Origin of the sequence: Robertmurraya mangrovi, assembly GCF_034427655.1 — a bacterium.
GTDB lineage: Bacteria > Bacillota > Bacilli > Bacillales > Cytobacillaceae > Robertmurraya_A > Robertmurraya_A mangrovi.
The window spans coordinates 66,412-81,495 of record NZ_JAXOFX010000006.1; the positions used below are offsets into that span (position 1 = coordinate 66,412).

Below are 15,084 nucleotides of genomic sequence, written 5' to 3' on the forward strand. Positions count from 1 at the left end.
GGCATAGAAATTCTATATAAAATACTGAAATGCGCTTAACAAAAAATGGATGAGCATTTCAGCCCATCCATTACTTTGTTTCCCTATATTCTTTTGGAGAGATTCCTTCTATTTCTCTAAAAACTCTTGCAAACTGCTTCGGATTCTTATAGCCTACCATTTCACTTATTTCAAAAACTTTAAAGTCCGTTTCCTTTAATAACCGCCTTGCCTCTTCTATCCTGACCATTTTCAGGTAATCAACAAAGTTCTGACCTGTAAACTCCTTGAACATATGGCTAAAATAGGAATAATTGAGCGAGATATAATTCGATACGACAGCAAGGTTTAAATCTTTATGATAGTTTTCTCTGATATATTCAATCGCTTTGTCCATATACTTTTGTTCGGAATACACCGATTTCATTTGTTTATGGTATTCATGTATTCTCATCAAAAAGTCTTCAAGTGCGTGGAAATAGTCATTAAAATTATCAAAATTGTAAATCTCACTCATTTTATTTAAGAGCTTAAATGTCTCGAGTGACTCCTCACCTAACCTAGCAAAGAAGCTCTTAAAGATCGTTTCATTGATTTCTTTATTTACATTTTCAAGGTAGCTTATGTCGTTCTTAGAGATGACTTCAAAATCCATGATTTGCAATAAATAAGATTTAATCTCCTTTTCCCGGTCTGTCCCAAGCATATTGGAAATCTTATTGATTAGATCGACTGGTAAGGATGAAATCTCTTGTTTTCCCTTCACCTTCTCATAAAAAATTACTTGGCTACGAGGGTAAAGAAAGTGATATTTCAAAGCTGATTCTGCCTGATTGTATACGTCTTTTAACTCTGTAAGATCGTCAGCCTTCTCGCTGACACCGACTGAAAATACAAAATTCCTGTCCCTTGCTAATTGTTCTTTCAGGTGAGGAAGAATTTGGACATTAGCAGTGATTAAAACCGTTCTACCATCCTTATCAAGGAAGGACAGGTAATTCCCATTGAGCTCTGAGGGTAGTAACTCATGAATTCTCTGAAGCAAATCTACTCCTTGCAATTCCTCACTCGAATCAACAATCATCACATAATAACCATCCGGATACGATCCGATTTGCATTTTTTTAAAAAGAGAATGGATATCTTCTTTGTTGAGATTGGGATTTAGTAAAATGTAATTCAACTGACTAGCACGATACTCATCCATATGCTGATAAGTCATTTTATGATTAGATTCTAACTCTTCAATAATCGTATTCAATGTTTTGAACAGTTCTTTCCTATTTACGGGCTTTAATAAATAATCCTTCACCCTATGTTTAATCGCTTCTTTTGCATAAGAAAAATCGTCGTATCCGCTAAGAATGATTAGTGCCGGTTTCTGATCCCTCTCTTGGAGCTCTTTAATTAACTGTATGCCATCTAGTCGCGGCATTTTTATATCGGTAATCAGGATATCAGGTTGTTCTTGTTCCGTACATTCAAGAGCATCTAATCCATCTGCAGCAATAAAAGTTTCAAATGTTGGGTATTCTCTTTGAATCATCGCCTGGATTCCTTGACGGATATTTTTCTCATCATCAACAATGAGGATTTTATACACGATGGCTCCCCCCTTTCATCAACTTACTAGGCACCTTAATAGTCACCGTTGTAAATTCTCCTTCTTTACTTGTGACAGATACTCCATATTCATTTCCATAGTATAGTTTTATTCTCTCATTTACATTTCTAACGCCTATTCCATTTCCGTCCTTAAAGGAGTATTGCGCATTTTCCTGTTCGCATTGAATTCGAGTATTTAACTGGTCGCATTGTTCTGGATTCATCCCTATACCATTGTCGGTGATTTCAATAACCGCTATCCCATCCGAATAATCTACTTTGATGGTAATCGTACCATGACTGCTCAGATTTTTAGGGATAATCCCGTGTTTAACCGCATTTTCCACAATAGGTTGAAGGGACATTTTCAAAACTTCCTGCTCTAGTAATTCACGCGGAACGTCAATTTCCAAATTAAGCAACCCATCCAAACGTAAATTCATAATATCGATATAATTTTTTATATAATGAAGTTCTTCATCTAGTACAACAAAATCATTTTTCCACCTGAGATTATAGCGCATCATCTCACCTAGGGAAGTGATAGCGTCAGAGATATCGTATTTCCCCTCAATTTCTGCCATCATCTTGATATTTTCAAGGGTGTTGTACAAAAAGTGCGAGTCTATTTGTGTTTTCAATGCCTTTAGCTCTGTTTCTTTTGCAGCCGCTTGTTTGTTTACAGCATCCGCAATCAAGCTATTTATTTTTCCAATCATACTTTTAAAATGAAAACCGAGTTCTGCAATTTCATCATGACCGCTAATGTCTACATCAACGTTGAAATCCCCTTTTTCTACTCGTTTCATTGAATCCTTTAGATGATACATTTTTTTAAGAAGCAAGGAAACCAGCACATAGGTGAACAAAGAAAGAATGGTTACGAGAATAATAATTCCGCTTAAAAAGACATTCCTAGTCTTGGCTGTTTCAGCATTCAAACCCTCAAGGGAAATCACATTTAGGAGTGTCGCCTCTAAATCATCTAAATAAGCAGTAATAACAAGGTACGGGGTGCCATTGCTATTGAATTGAAAGCTTACCTTATGTTCTTTTTGAGATTTTACAAATTCACTCTTAAGCCATTCAGGGTTAATATTCTTATCTTCAAAGAAAGTGTGTTGATAATTTCTGATCATGTTCATATCCTTATCTAGGACAACATAAACAGAATCATGGTTATTCATCGTGCCAAACATCTTTGGAAAAAAGTTTTTCAGAAACATATTGATTTCAATAATCCCCAAATGTTCATTCTTTGGATAATCGAGCTCTCTTAGCAAAGAGATCTTAGACGTATTTTGTGAAGGAAGTCTTTCAAGAACATCTTCTGTTTGTTGGTCGAACCACCACAATTCCATTCCGTTCCGGCGGATGACCTCTCCTCTCCAAGGCTTGTTCATGATCCTCTTCTCTTGAAAAAGGATTGGCCACATTTCGGTGACATAGGGATTAGTCGTATAAAGACGGATGTTTTCAATTGCTGGATTATTCGCCTGGAGTCTCGTTACATTAGATAGCTCATTCATTTTAAAATCAATCAACTCATTAATATTGGCTTCATTCCTCGTTTTAACGAAATCAATGAATTCCATATCAGAAATGACCATTTGTGCGGTTCGCCTCATCGTTTCAATGTTGTTTTTGATATGAATTTTTTCAATTTCAAGAGCACTTTCATTTTGTATTCTGATTTCGTTTATCGCTCGGTTGTAAACATCTTTTGAATAAATTGTAGTGAAGATAATAATTGGGATAATGATAATGGTAATATATAAAGCAATTAGCTTTTGCTGTAGAGACAGGTTATTTAATTGATTAGCTATCACTTTAAATAATCGCAAAATATTCATACTACTCACATCCATCTATTTTTAACCTATCCATAGTATAACTAGTTTTATCATTAAAAGTATCTGAGGGGCCTTTTTTCAAAAAACTTTATTGCTTTTTACCTAATAGATTATCCTATAAACATAAATAGACCGTCCCATTTAGAAAATTTCTAAATGAGACAGTCTTTTAATCAACATTATTTTGCTGCGTCAAGTTTACCTTTGTTCAGTTCGTAAGTTTTTTGTTGATACTTCACTACTTTGTCGTATCCGTAAGAATCGCGTTTATCTAAGAATTCATTCATCAACTGATCGAATTCCTGATCAGATTTAGCTAGAAGCAGTTTAGGAAGTGTTTTACCCCATGCCTGTGCAATTTTACTTGCGGCAACTCCTTCAGCAGATGTTCCAGTTGGACTGATACCATCAAACTCTGCAAAGCTCACAGTCTTTCCTTTTGTCCAGTCTTCCATCTGTTTGAAAGGCTCAGATGAAGGTGGTAGCCATTGAAGGTTCATATTTGTATCCATTAACATCCAATATTTATAAGAAGCACCATATTGCTGGTCAAAAGCTGCACGGTCCTTATTTAATAAATCTAGAACTTCTGGCTTGAATTCTGGCTTTCCGTTGACAACATCATACGTTTCTCCTTCTTTACCTAAGTAAAGATCTTTTTGACCTTCTTCACTGATTAGGTAAGTTAGGAATTGAATCGCTCTTTCTTTATCTTTTACATCTTTTGAAATTAATGTTACTGTCCATCCAGAGATACTGTCTCCTGCTAAAGTAGGTGCATCTCCTTTTGAGTTTGCAGGTCCATCAACGGCAATGTATACAGAGTTTGGATCTTTTGCATATAATGCGTGCTGTTGTGCAGCAAGGTCACTACGTTGGTATAACATTGCGAAATATCTACCTTGTGAAATTTTCTCTTCCATTTGTGGACGTTTGTCGATAAAGATATCTTTTGCTAGAAGGCCTTTATCGTTTGCTGCTCTGAATGTTTTTAACCATGCAAGATACTCAGGATCCTGGCTACGGTCATATACTTTTCCGTCTTTTTCCATAGGAATTGCAAGGAAGTTTTGTAAATACGCTTCAAGTGATGTATTACCTACATCTGTAAATTCATTCAATCCAAACGGAATCATAGGAGCACCGTTTATTTCAGGGAATTTTGCTTTTGCATCTTCAAGTGCTTTTAAGAAACCTTCAGGAGTACTCATATCAGGACTTCCAATTGCTTCATACATATCTTTTCTAACTAGGAACGTTTGGTTAGAAGGCTTAAGGTCTTTGTATTTATCAAAATCTTTCGGTGAAGATGAAGCATTTGGATAACCGTAAGTATTGCCATCCTCTTGCTTATACCACTCAATTTTCGCACCGTCTGCTACTTTATAAAAATAAGGATCATATTGGTCAGCAAGTTCATTTAACGGAAGAACTAACTCTCCCTCAACCATCTTTTTAACTGCATCTTCCCACCAACCTAATGTAATGAAATCAGGAAGCTTACCAGAAGCAATCATCGTGTTCATTTTCTCTGCTTCGTTTCCCGCTGGAGAAATGTAATTGACTGAAACACCTGTTTTTTCTGTTACATATTTTGAAACAACATCATCGCCCCATTTATGTGCAAACCATGAAAAGTTTACATACCAATCAAAAGTAATTGGATCTTTATTAGATTGCCAACCTGGAGCATCAGCTGTCGCCTTCGGTTTATTTGCATCCTTTTCTTCGGAAGCGTTTTCATTTGTTTTGTTGATACATCCTGTAAAAAGGGATAAAACCAACGCTAGAACAAGAAGGATAGAAAAGTTTTTAAAGAATGATTTTCTCCTCATTTTTTGACCCACTCTCTCTTTTTTATTTTGGGACCCCATTACTCAATGTACACTGCTTTAAAAAGATGGGGAAAGACTGTTTTTGCATAGCATATTCAGCCTTCCTCCTACATATTTGGAAGGGGGTATCTTCCATGAATAAAGCATGACATCCAATAATGAAGCATTTATTATTTAATTTCTTCAATGAAGAAGAATTAAATCCGTTTATTAGCCTTTCACAGAACCAATTAGCATTCCTTTTACAAAGTATTTCTGTAGGAATGGATACACTAGCATGATTGGAAGGGTTGTAACAACCATTGTTGCTAGTTTGATAGATTGAGATGTGACCGTTTTTGTAGCCACTGTTCCTGCAGCATTCATCATCATCTGATTAGAGCTTGACTCTGCCACAACTTTGTATAAATAAGTCTGGATCGGTTGAAGATCCGGATTATTGACGAAAATGACACCAGCAAAATAATCATTCCATTGATATACTCCTTGGAACAAGGCGATTGTAGCAATAACCGGCATGGAAAGTGGAATAATTACTTTTATAAAAATCTCAAAATCATTCGCTCCGTCAATCTTTGCTGCTTCTTCTAAAGAAGCAGGCAGCTCCCTAAAGAAGGAAACGAAAATGATTAAGTGGAAGAAGTTAAACATAGTTGGGATAATGTATACTAAGAAATTATCAAACAATCCAAGATCCCTAATTAATAGGAAGTAAGGAATTAACCCGCCACTGAAGAACATTGTGATGATCCCAATCATCATATAAAGTTTTCTTCCGTAAAGATCTCTTCTGGAAATCGCATAGGCAACCATTGCTGTAAAGAACACATGCGTGAGAGTTCCTATAACGGTTTTTGCGATGGTGACTCCAAAAGATGTTACAATTCCTGGAGTCTCAAATACAGCTTTATAGTTTTCGATGGTAAACTCCCTCGGCCACCAGTAAATGCCGCCTCGCATCGCATCCACACCGTCATTTAAAGAATTCACTACCACGTACCAAATGGGATAAAGGGTAATCGCACATATAAATAGCATGATAAGAATGTTTATATTATCAAAAATGTACTCGCTCGTCGTTCTTCGATTACGTTTAAATAGCTTAAACATAGATAATCACCTCACTTTAGAATAAAGATGTTCCATTTAGTTTTTTCACAATTTTATTAGCAGATAGTAGAAGGATAAAAGCAATGATTGCTTTCAGTAATCCAACTGCTGTTGCATAAGAGTATCTGGCGTTCTGAATACCCATTTGATAGACGTAAATATCAATTACATTTGATGCGCTTTCATTTAAAGAGTTTCGAAGGATTAATATTTGATCAAAGTTTGAATTTAAGACACCGCTTACAGCAAGGATAAAAAGGATTGTGATGGTTGGACGAATAGATGGCAATGTGATATGCCACATTTTTTGAAAACGATTCGCTCCGTCAATCGTTGCAGATTCATAAAGTTCAGTAGAAACACCTGCAATGGCTGCAAGATAAATGATGGCCGACCATCCAAGCTCTTTCCAGATATCCGATAGAATGATAATGGCCCAGAAATTATCCGGCTCAGCTAGGAAATTCGTTCGTTCACTGATTAATCCAAGACCTAGTAAAATATCATTAATGACTCCGATATCCGCAAGCCAAGTGGTCAAGATTCCTCCAAGAACTACCCATGAAATAAAGTGAGGTAAGTACGAAATGGTTTGTACCGCTTTCTTCAGCTTTAATGAGGTAAGCTCATTAAGCATAAGGGCAAATATGATGGGAAGCGGAAACCCGATAAACAATTTAATTAAACTGATTCCAAGTGTATTTTTTAGGACAATCCAGAAGTTCTCATCTTGCAGGAATTCTTTAAACTGCATCAAACCAACCCATGGTGCTTCTGAAATTGGTTTAATGATGCTGTACTCCTTAAAAGCGATGACCAACCCATACATCGGGATATAGTTGAATATGAACATCCAAACTACCCCTAATAGTGCCATCACCTGCAAATATTTTTGAGAAATGATTGTCTTTTTCAATTTTTTAAATTTCTCTTTCTTACTCATTTTAATAATGGTGCCGCTTTCTTGTTGTTCGACTGGTTGTTGTATTTTGACTTCCATTTCTATCACCACCTAGCTGCATTTGTCTTTCCTATGTCTTTATATTAAAAAAAATGAAGAACATTTATAAGCCATGAAATTTTGCTTATGGTACCAATTTTTTAGATTAAGGTTTAATGGGAGAAATATTGATACCATCATGATGGTATCGTTTTCATAGAATGTGGGAGAGTGCTTGAAAATGGGGTATATGAAGACTATTAAAATGGAGTTTTGCGGTTGAATTTTACCTTAGTATCACATGGTCTCTTGGATAAATTTTGGATTTATTTATTTTTTAAGTACAGCAAAAAGCTCCTCTATTTCAGAGGAGCTTTTGAACCATTGTATCCATTGTCGTCGCTATAACCAAAAAGAAATAGCCATCCTGCGCGACCAAGCTCGGTGACTATTTCTCTCATACTCAAGGTTAGCCGCTATAACGGCGTGTATGTTGTAATGATCAGGTGTTTCATCCACCTGATCTTTTCTTTTATATCCTAATTATAGAGAAGATATTCTTAGACTTCAAGCAAATTAAAAATCAAGCAAAATTTTTTGTATAATAAAAGCCATTTTAAATTTAGTGGACAATATAGGAAGGTAGAACCCTATCTCTACTTTGGTTCCGTTATATAATTTATGCTGAAAACCCCCTTCCCCACTATCGGGACAACGAACCTGTCCCCCCGTCCCGCGATGGTATTTCAACTATGAATGAAGACCCTTCTTTTTCTTTACTATTGACGGTAATTTGCCCACCATGCATTTTTACGATCGTCCAGACGATGGATAGTCCCAGGCCAGTTCCTTCAATGGTTCGGGTTCTGGCGGTGTCTGCCCGGTAGAAGCGGTCGAATATTCTTTCTGTTTCTGCGTTTGTTAGACCTATTCCTGTATCGGAAACCGTGACGCTGATTGATTCGCCCTTATCTTCTATTGATATATCGATACTGCCATCTGGTTTATTGTATTTGATCGCATTCGTGAGGAGATTTTCCCAAACGGTATGGAGTAAGGATGGGTCCCCTATCATTTCTGTATCTGGTAAGTGGTAGCTAAGCATGATTCCTTTTTCGCTTATTTGCCATTGGTAATTACGTATGAGCTCCTTAAGCTGCTGTCCGACATTGAAGGGTTTTTTCTTTAAAATATCCACATCACGGTCTAAGGAAGCAAGAAGTAATAACTGTTTCGTTAAAGTAGATAATCTTGTAATTTCACCGTTGATGATAGAAACGTATTGACGTCTTTCTTCTATAGTAATTGACTCCTGATCAATTAGGTTGATATACCCTTTTATATTGGATAATGGGGACTGGATGTCGTGAGAGATGTTCGAGATGAACTCTTTCCGCATATCCTCCATTTGCTCTAACTTTTTAGCCATTCGTAAAAAGCTTTTCGAAAGCTCTCCCAGTTCATCTTGACCTGACAATTCCAGTTCCACATCGAACCTACCATTTGCAAGAGATGTAGTCGCTTTCGTTAATTTCGTAATGGGTTTTACTAAATATTTCGTACTAAACACTACCATAATCGTGCTTAATAGGATAGTGAATGCAAGCAGCCATCCAAACAAAAGATGCATCTCATTAAATAAGAGTTTAATATCTGGCCTAACAAAAAGAGCATAAATTTTTCCGTTATGTGTTAATGGGACCCCAATTGTATTTTTTAATTCATTGGCAAAAAATCCGGTGACGAACGTTTCTTGTGGAAATTGAAGAATTCCATGAAAAATCTGGCCGTCCAACACTTGTCTCTTCGTTTCCTCCGTTAGACTTTTGTCTCGAAAAGGAGCTCCAAAATAAGATTCTCCTCCCAAATCATCCATCAAGTACATTTGATATCCGATTGTAGAGAGGTTTTCCAAGTACTCTTCTAAATCCATATTCGGATGATGTTCCGTAAATGTTGCAATGGATTGGGCGATTTTTGTGATTTTTTCATCGTTAAAAGGCTTTAATTTTTGCTGATAATACGTGTTTGATATTAAAAAGGCAAAAATACTACTAACCATCATAATTCCAATCGTAATGACCACAAATTTTATATAAAGAGATTTCATTACCCTTTGACCTCCAAAGAATACCCAACCCCTCGCACCGTTTTGATTTGAAAATCATCGGTTAATGGAGAAAAACGCTCTCTTAATCTCTTGATATGAACATCTACCGTTCGGTCATCCCCCTCATAATCTAAACCCCAAATTTGTTCAATCAGGAGGTCTCTTGAGAACACTTGGGAGGGTTTGGACATAAGAAAATACAAGAGTTCAAACTCCTTTAATGGTAAAAGAATCGTTCGGTCATGAATCTTCACTTCATAACTCTTTTTGTTTATCGTTGTATTTCCAATTTGAATCATGTGATCGGCTAATTCATGATGGTAACGCCTCAGCAAAGCTTTTATCCGAAAGCTTAGTTCTTTCGGTTCGAATGGTTTAACAAGATAATCGTCTGTCCCCGCTTGAAATCCCTTCTCCTTATCCTCAATTTGACCTTTTGCCGTTAAAAGTATGACTGGGATATTGTGCTGAGTTCGTATCACTTTCGTTAGTGTATAGCCGTCCATAAACGGCATCATGACATCAACAACAGCTAAATGAATGGTCTCCTTATTTAGAATGTCCAAAGCCTGCAATCCATCACCTGCTAAAAAAACGTGATACCCTTGCTCAGTCAGGTGTATATGGATTAGCTTGATCATATTGATATCATCATCAACTAGTAGAATATTTGTCATATTGTTTACTCCTATACATCGTGTCAAAAAAAGTCTGATGTTATGAAACTATTGTAACCGTACTTACGGAATTTAAGAAATGCAAAACAGGAATTAATGCTGCAAGATGAGTCCATCACTCATTTGAACGATGGAGTCAGCGAAACTGAGCATGTCTTCATCATGGGTAACCATTAGGGTGGTGATGTTTAGGGTTTTGGTTAAATCTCTGATTAACGACATTACCTCGATGGATCGTTTTGAATCTAGACTGGCGGTCGGTTCATCCGCGAAAAGTACTTGCGGCTTATGAATGATGGCACGTGCAATGGCCACTCGTTGTTTCTCCCCTCCTGATAAGGAAGAGGGGTACGCCTGTTTCCGGTGACCCATCCCAACTAAGTCTAGAATTTGATGAACTTCTCTTTTTTGTTCCTGTTTACTAAATTTCGTTTCCGAAACATCTAGCATGAGTAGAAGTTGTTCTTCCACTGTAAGAAAGGGAACGAGATGGGCAAATTGAAAAACAAAACCAAATTTACTAGCTCGTATTTTCCGAATTTGCTCCTGATTCAGTGTATTTAACTCTTGTCCCTCAAACAGAATTTGACCATCTGATGCCGGTTGAAGTCCTGCCGCAATGGTGAGTAACGTACTTTTTCCCGACCCTGAAGAACCGACTAAGGCGGTAATCTCGCTCTTTTTCAGAGAAAGATTAATTCCTTTTAAAATTTCTTCTTCTACTGTACCATTCGTGAACACTTTTTTAACTTCCCTCACCGTAAAAAATTCCATGTTACACCTCTCCTTGTTGAATCGCTTGTAATGGTTCCACTTTTTTAATTTGGATGCCTGAAAGTGTAGCTCCCATAAATCCGATTAAGATAAAAACGATGGACAAGAGGGTCGTATGTTCAATTGTTAGATAAAATGGCATTCCTTTAGGTGCGATTTGATTAAAACCTTGGCTAATGATGACAGCTAATCCTAGTGCTAGGACAGTAATCATTAACATTTGAGTCCACATCATTTTGAATAAGTCACTTGTTTTTAATCCAATGGCTTTTAATATACCGAACAATCCCAATTTTTGGACGTTCATCATATAAAAGAAAATGGCGAACAACATTCCACTAATAACGACTAAAAACCAAATAATCATAATTAGAGACAGTTGTTCAGCGTTATAACTTGGAATCGTCTGAAGAAACTGTTTATTCGTAAATGCTTGTAAGCCAGCTTTTTTCTCTGCTTGCTCCATTCCTGGGAAGAACATTAATTGCATTTCCTTGACTCGATAGATCTCTTTGTAGTTATCGATATGAATAAAAGCAACAGGGGCATGGCTGAACTTCTTTTGGTCAACAAATCCTTTAACAACAAACTCCCCTTGAAATTGATGGTTTGTTAAAATATCTCCCACTTTTACCCCTTTGGCTTCCATAGAGCGATCCAATAGAATTTCACCTGCTTGAACATCTGGAAACAATGTCGATGGTGTGGAGGTAACAAAAGCCACGCTTTGTTGTTTGTTATTCTCATCATTCAGGAAACCCATTTGAATGGACAGTCCAACCCCATCCTTCTGCTTGTCTAACCATTTTTCCTGGACACTTGAATCGATTCGCGAAAGATTAAAGGTTTCCTCTGCATCTTCATCCATGTAAAAATATCCGCTTGGTAAGTCCTTAATTAATGAAGCATTATCCTGTGATAGACCATTGGCCAAACCAGATATCATAAACGTTAGCAAGCTAATGAGAAAAATAATTCCACCTAGAATTAAAAACCTTACTTTATTTTTCTTCATTTCCTTCCATGCGAGATTCATCTTTATTCCTCCCCTAATTTTATATTGTAAGAATACCTCTTCAATATGAACGGAGGATGAACAGTTCTTTACATTTGGTTGTTTCGTTGGAACTGGGTAGTGGAATGTAAGGAGAAGCGGGTTATTAGGGGTACCGCCAGCATGATTAGCTGGCGGATTTCACTCAAATTATTAAATTAATAAACTAAATAACACCGGGTTTTTATTCAACTCTATATATCGAATGTGGTTCTGGTTGAATCTAGAAATGAGTGGCTCATACCCCTCCTTATTTTTCAGTTCAATTCCGACGAGGGCTGGTCCGTTTTCTTTATTATTTTTCTTAATATATTCAAACCTTGTAATATCATCATCCTTGCCTAAGCCTTTAACGAGAAATTCTTGCAGTGCACCTGAGCGCTGTGGGAATTCGACAATAAAATAATGCTTTAACCCCTCGTAAATAAGGGATCTTTCTTTCATATCCTGCATTCGATCAATATCATTATTTCCGCCGCTTATGATGCAAACAACCGTTTTCCCTTTAATTTCTTCTCTATAAAAATCTAAGGCAGCAATGGACAAAGCACCAGCTGGCTCGACAATGATGGCATTTTTTGTATACAGATCTATAATGGTTGTACAAACCTTTCCCTCTGGAACGACTACGATGTCATCCAATACTTCATTACAAATCTCAAAAGTAAGATTTCCGACTCGTTTAACGGCTGCTCCATCCACGAATGGATCAATCGTTTCTAGCTCAACGTTTTTCCCGTGTCTAAAAGCTTCTTTCATTGAAGCAGCACCAGCTGGTTCCACTCCAATAATGTTAGTGGAAGGACTCACACCCTTAAAATATGTCCCGATCCCCGATGCTAACCCACCACCTCCAATAGCGGTGAATACGTAATCGATTTGTTTATCGATATCATTATTGATTTCAACAGCGACTGTACCTTGACCGGCGATTACGGATGAATTGTCGAATGGATGAATAAAGGTCTTACCATGCTTATCACAATAACGCTGTGCTTCTTGAAAGGCGGTATCAAAGGTGTCACCGACTAAAATAATTTCAGCAAACTCTCCCCCAAAACGTTCAACCTGTAACACTTTCTGTTTCGGGGTCGTCGTTGGCATAAAGATTTTCGACTCCACCTTTAATAAGTGACAGGTGTATGCCACTCCTTGTGCATGATTTCCAGCACTTGCGCACACCACCCCATTTTGTAGCTGCTCCTCGGATAAATTCCGAATAAAATTGTAAGCACCGCGGATTTTAAACGAACGAATCATTTGCAAATCTTCTCGTTTCACATAAACATCACATTCGTATTGTTCCGATAAATTCGGATCCCGTTGTAGCGGCGTTTTAAGAACAATATCCTTTAGCCGATTATGTGCCATCAGGACATCTTCAAGCTTCACTCTCTCCTTCGTACCTTGAACCATTTCAATCATTCCTTATTATTAAAGTTACTCTGGCATTTTGAGTACTGCGCCTGTATTCGCTGATGTGACCATTGCCGCATAACGTCCTAACCAGCCTGTTTTGACTTTTGGACTTGGCCTTTTCCATTCTTGTCGGCGTTTTTCTAGTTCTTCTTCACTGACTTTTACTTCTAAAAGACGTTCTTCCACATCAATGCATACGATATCTCCTTGTTGTAAAAGGGCGATTTCCCCTCCTGCTGCTGCCTCTGGTGAAATATGTCCCACAGAAATTCCCCTTGATGCACCTGAAAAGCGACCGTCCGTCAACAGAGCGACATCGGCATCCAATCCCATTCCTGCAATCGCAGATGTCGGTGCCAACATTTCCGGCATTCCCGGTCCACCTCTTGGGCCTTCATAACGAATGACGACAACATCTCCTTTTTGTACTTTGCCGAGCATCATTCCAGCAAGCGCTTCTTCCTGCGAGTGAAAAATAACACATGGTCCTTCAAATCGCTTCACGGAAGTGGCACCACTTTTAATAACCGCCCCGTCTTTGGCCAGGTTTCCTTTCAGAATACGAAGGCCACCTTCCTGACTATGTGGGTTATTTAGGGTATGAATGACCTCTCGATCTTGAATGTCTGCATCCGCGATATTTTCTCTGAGTGTGTGACCTGTAACCGTGATGCGGTCAAGGTGAAGAGTTCCTTCTTTTCTACTTAACTCTTTTAAAATTGCACTAATACCACCAGCGCGGTCAATGTCCTCCATATGCCAATTAGAAGCAGGACTAACCTTACATAAATGGGGAACATGACGTGAAATTTCATCAATCCGACTCAAATCGTACTCAAGTCCCGCTTCATGGGCAATTGCCAACGTATGTAGGACCGTGTTGGTCGAACCTCCCATTGCCATATCCAGTGCGAATGCATCATCAATCGCTTCTTTTGTGACAATATCACGAGGTTTAATATCTTTCTCGATTAATAACTTTAGCTTTTCAGCAGCCTGTTTGATTAGATTTTTCCTTCGCGGATCGGTTGCTAAAATGCTTCCATTACCAGGGAGTGCAAGCCCTAATACTTCGCATAAACAGTTCATGGAATTTGCCGTAAACATTCCTGAGCATGAACCACAGGAAGGACATCCATGATCTTCAATGTCCTTTAATTCTTCCTCTGAGATTTTCCCAGATTGATAGGCTCCAACTCCTTCAAACACAGAACTTAAATCAACGACTTTACCCTTTGACGTTTTCCCCGCAGCCATGGGTCCTCCAGAAACGAAAACGGTTGGAATATTGACTCTCATCGCCGCCATCATCATACCCGGTGTGATTTTGTCACAGTTTGGAATACAAATCATCCCATCAAACCAGTGAGCATTGACCACCGTTTCGACTGAATCCGCGATGATTTCACGGCTCGGTAGCGAATAACGCATTCCAATATGCCCCATCGCAATTCCATCATCTACCCCAATCGTATTAAACTCAAATGGAACCATGCCCGCCTCCCTAACTGCTTCTTTCACAAGGCGGCCGAACTCATTTAGATGCATATGACCTGGAATGATTTCAATAAAAGAATTGCAAATCGCTACAAATGGTTTATCAAAATCTTCATCCTTTAATCCAGTCGCCTTCAGTAAACTACGATGTGGTGCCCGGTCAAATCCCCTTTTAATTTTGTCGCTTCTCATCTCAACCATTTCCCTTCATCATTGAAATCTCTCTTTTTC

The 15,084-nt window shown here is 37.9% G+C and carries 11 protein-coding genes; all 11 read right to left on the bottom strand.

The features are described from left to right. Positions 1-70 precede the first annotated feature (70 nt). The 11 genes from SM124_RS11085 to ilvD all read right to left on the bottom strand — a co-directional run bounded on the left by SM124_RS11085 (position 71) and on the right by ilvD (position 15,045). Positions 71-1,582, bottom strand: a complete 1,512-nt coding sequence (locus tag SM124_RS11085) for a response regulator (RefSeq protein ID WP_322446591.1) — start codon at positions 1,580-1,582, stop codon at positions 71-73. Further along, positions 1,575-3,437 carry a sensor histidine kinase gene (locus tag SM124_RS11090; protein ID WP_322446592.1) on the bottom strand — a complete coding sequence of 621 codons (1,863 nt, stop codon included), beginning with the start codon at positions 3,435-3,437 and terminating at the stop codon, positions 1,575-1,577. Before SM124_RS11090 ends, SM124_RS11085 begins: the two co-directional genes overlap by 8 nt. Positions 3,438-3,616: 179 nt before the next feature. After that, positions 3,617-5,272 (bottom strand): type 2 periplasmic-binding domain-containing protein, encoded by a 1,656-nt coding sequence (locus SM124_RS11095; RefSeq protein ID WP_322446593.1) that lies wholly within the window; start codon positions 5,270-5,272, stop codon positions 3,617-3,619. Positions 5,273-5,482: 210 nt separating this feature from the next. After that, positions 5,483-6,382 carry a carbohydrate ABC transporter permease gene (locus tag SM124_RS11100; protein ID WP_322446594.1) on the bottom strand — a complete coding sequence of 300 codons (900 nt, stop codon included), beginning with the start codon at positions 6,380-6,382 and terminating at the stop codon, positions 5,483-5,485. A 16-nt stretch (positions 6,383-6,398) separates the two neighbouring features. Beyond that, on the bottom strand, positions 6,399-7,325 hold the full coding sequence (locus SM124_RS11105) for an ABC transporter permease (RefSeq protein WP_322446750.1): 927 nt from the start codon (positions 7,323-7,325) through the stop codon (positions 6,399-6,401). A gap of 700 nt (positions 7,326-8,025) precedes the next feature. Then, complete coding sequence (locus SM124_RS11110; protein ID WP_322446595.1) at positions 8,026-9,432, bottom strand: sensor histidine kinase; 1,407 nt, start codon at positions 9,430-9,432, stop codon at positions 8,026-8,028. Further along, entirely contained in the window at positions 9,432-10,109 is a 678-nt protein-coding gene (locus tag SM124_RS11115; RefSeq protein ID WP_322446596.1) for a response regulator transcription factor, read from the bottom strand. Before SM124_RS11115 ends, SM124_RS11110 begins: the two co-directional genes overlap by 1 nt. 93 nt (positions 10,110-10,202) lie before the next feature. After that, on the bottom strand, positions 10,203-10,883 hold the full coding sequence (locus tag SM124_RS11120; RefSeq protein ID WP_322446597.1) for an ABC transporter ATP-binding protein: 681 nt from the start codon (positions 10,881-10,883) through the stop codon (positions 10,203-10,205). Between the two features lies 1 nt (position 10,884). Next, positions 10,885-11,919, bottom strand: coding sequence for an ABC transporter permease (locus SM124_RS11125; RefSeq protein WP_322446598.1), 1,035 nt, complete (start codon positions 11,917-11,919; stop codon positions 10,885-10,887). A gap of 171 nt (positions 11,920-12,090) precedes the next feature. Continuing rightward, positions 12,091-13,353 carry a threonine ammonia-lyase IlvA gene (gene ilvA, locus SM124_RS11130; RefSeq protein WP_322446599.1) on the bottom strand — a complete coding sequence of 421 codons (1,263 nt, stop codon included), beginning with the start codon at positions 13,351-13,353 and terminating at the stop codon, positions 12,091-12,093. Between the two features lie 24 nt (positions 13,354-13,377). Further along, positions 13,378-15,045 carry a dihydroxy-acid dehydratase gene (gene ilvD, locus SM124_RS11135; RefSeq protein ID WP_322446751.1) on the bottom strand — a complete coding sequence of 556 codons (1,668 nt, stop codon included), beginning with the start codon at positions 15,043-15,045 and terminating at the stop codon, positions 13,378-13,380. Positions 15,046-15,084: the final 39 nt, after the last annotated feature.

Excerpts from the sequence above, each read along its gene's own strand:
- SM124_RS11090 (WP_322446592.1), bottom strand. The coding sequence starts at position 3,437 with ATGAATATTTTGCGATTATTTAAAGTGATAGCTAATCAATTAAATAAC.
- SM124_RS11095 (WP_322446593.1), bottom strand. The coding sequence starts at position 5,272 with ATGAGGAGAAAATCATTCTTTAAAAACTTTTCTATCCTTCTTGTTCTA.
- SM124_RS11100 (WP_322446594.1), bottom strand. The coding sequence starts at position 6,382 with ATGTTTAAGCTATTTAAACGTAATCGAAGAACGACGAGCGAGTACATT.
- SM124_RS11105 (WP_322446750.1), bottom strand. The coding sequence starts at position 7,325 with ATGAGTAAGAAAGAGAAATTTAAAAAATTGAAAAAGACAATCATTTCT.
- SM124_RS11110 (WP_322446595.1), bottom strand. The coding sequence starts at position 9,432 with ATGAAATCTCTTTATATAAAATTTGTGGTCATTACGATTGGAATTATG.
- SM124_RS11115 (WP_322446596.1), bottom strand. The coding sequence starts at position 10,109 with ATGACAAATATTCTACTAGTTGATGATGATATCAATATGATCAAGCTA.
- SM124_RS11120 (WP_322446597.1), bottom strand. The coding sequence starts at position 10,883 with ATGGAATTTTTTACGGTGAGGGAAGTTAAAAAAGTGTTCACGAATGGT.
- SM124_RS11125 (WP_322446598.1), bottom strand. The coding sequence starts at position 11,919 with ATGAATCTCGCATGGAAGGAAATGAAGAAAAATAAAGTAAGGTTTTTA.
- ilvA (WP_322446599.1), bottom strand. The coding sequence starts at position 13,353 with ATGGTTCAAGGTACGAAGGAGAGAGTGAAGCTTGAAGATGTCCTGATG.
- ilvD (WP_322446751.1), bottom strand. The coding sequence starts at position 15,045 with ATGAGAAGCGACAAAATTAAAAGGGGATTTGACCGGGCACCACATCGT.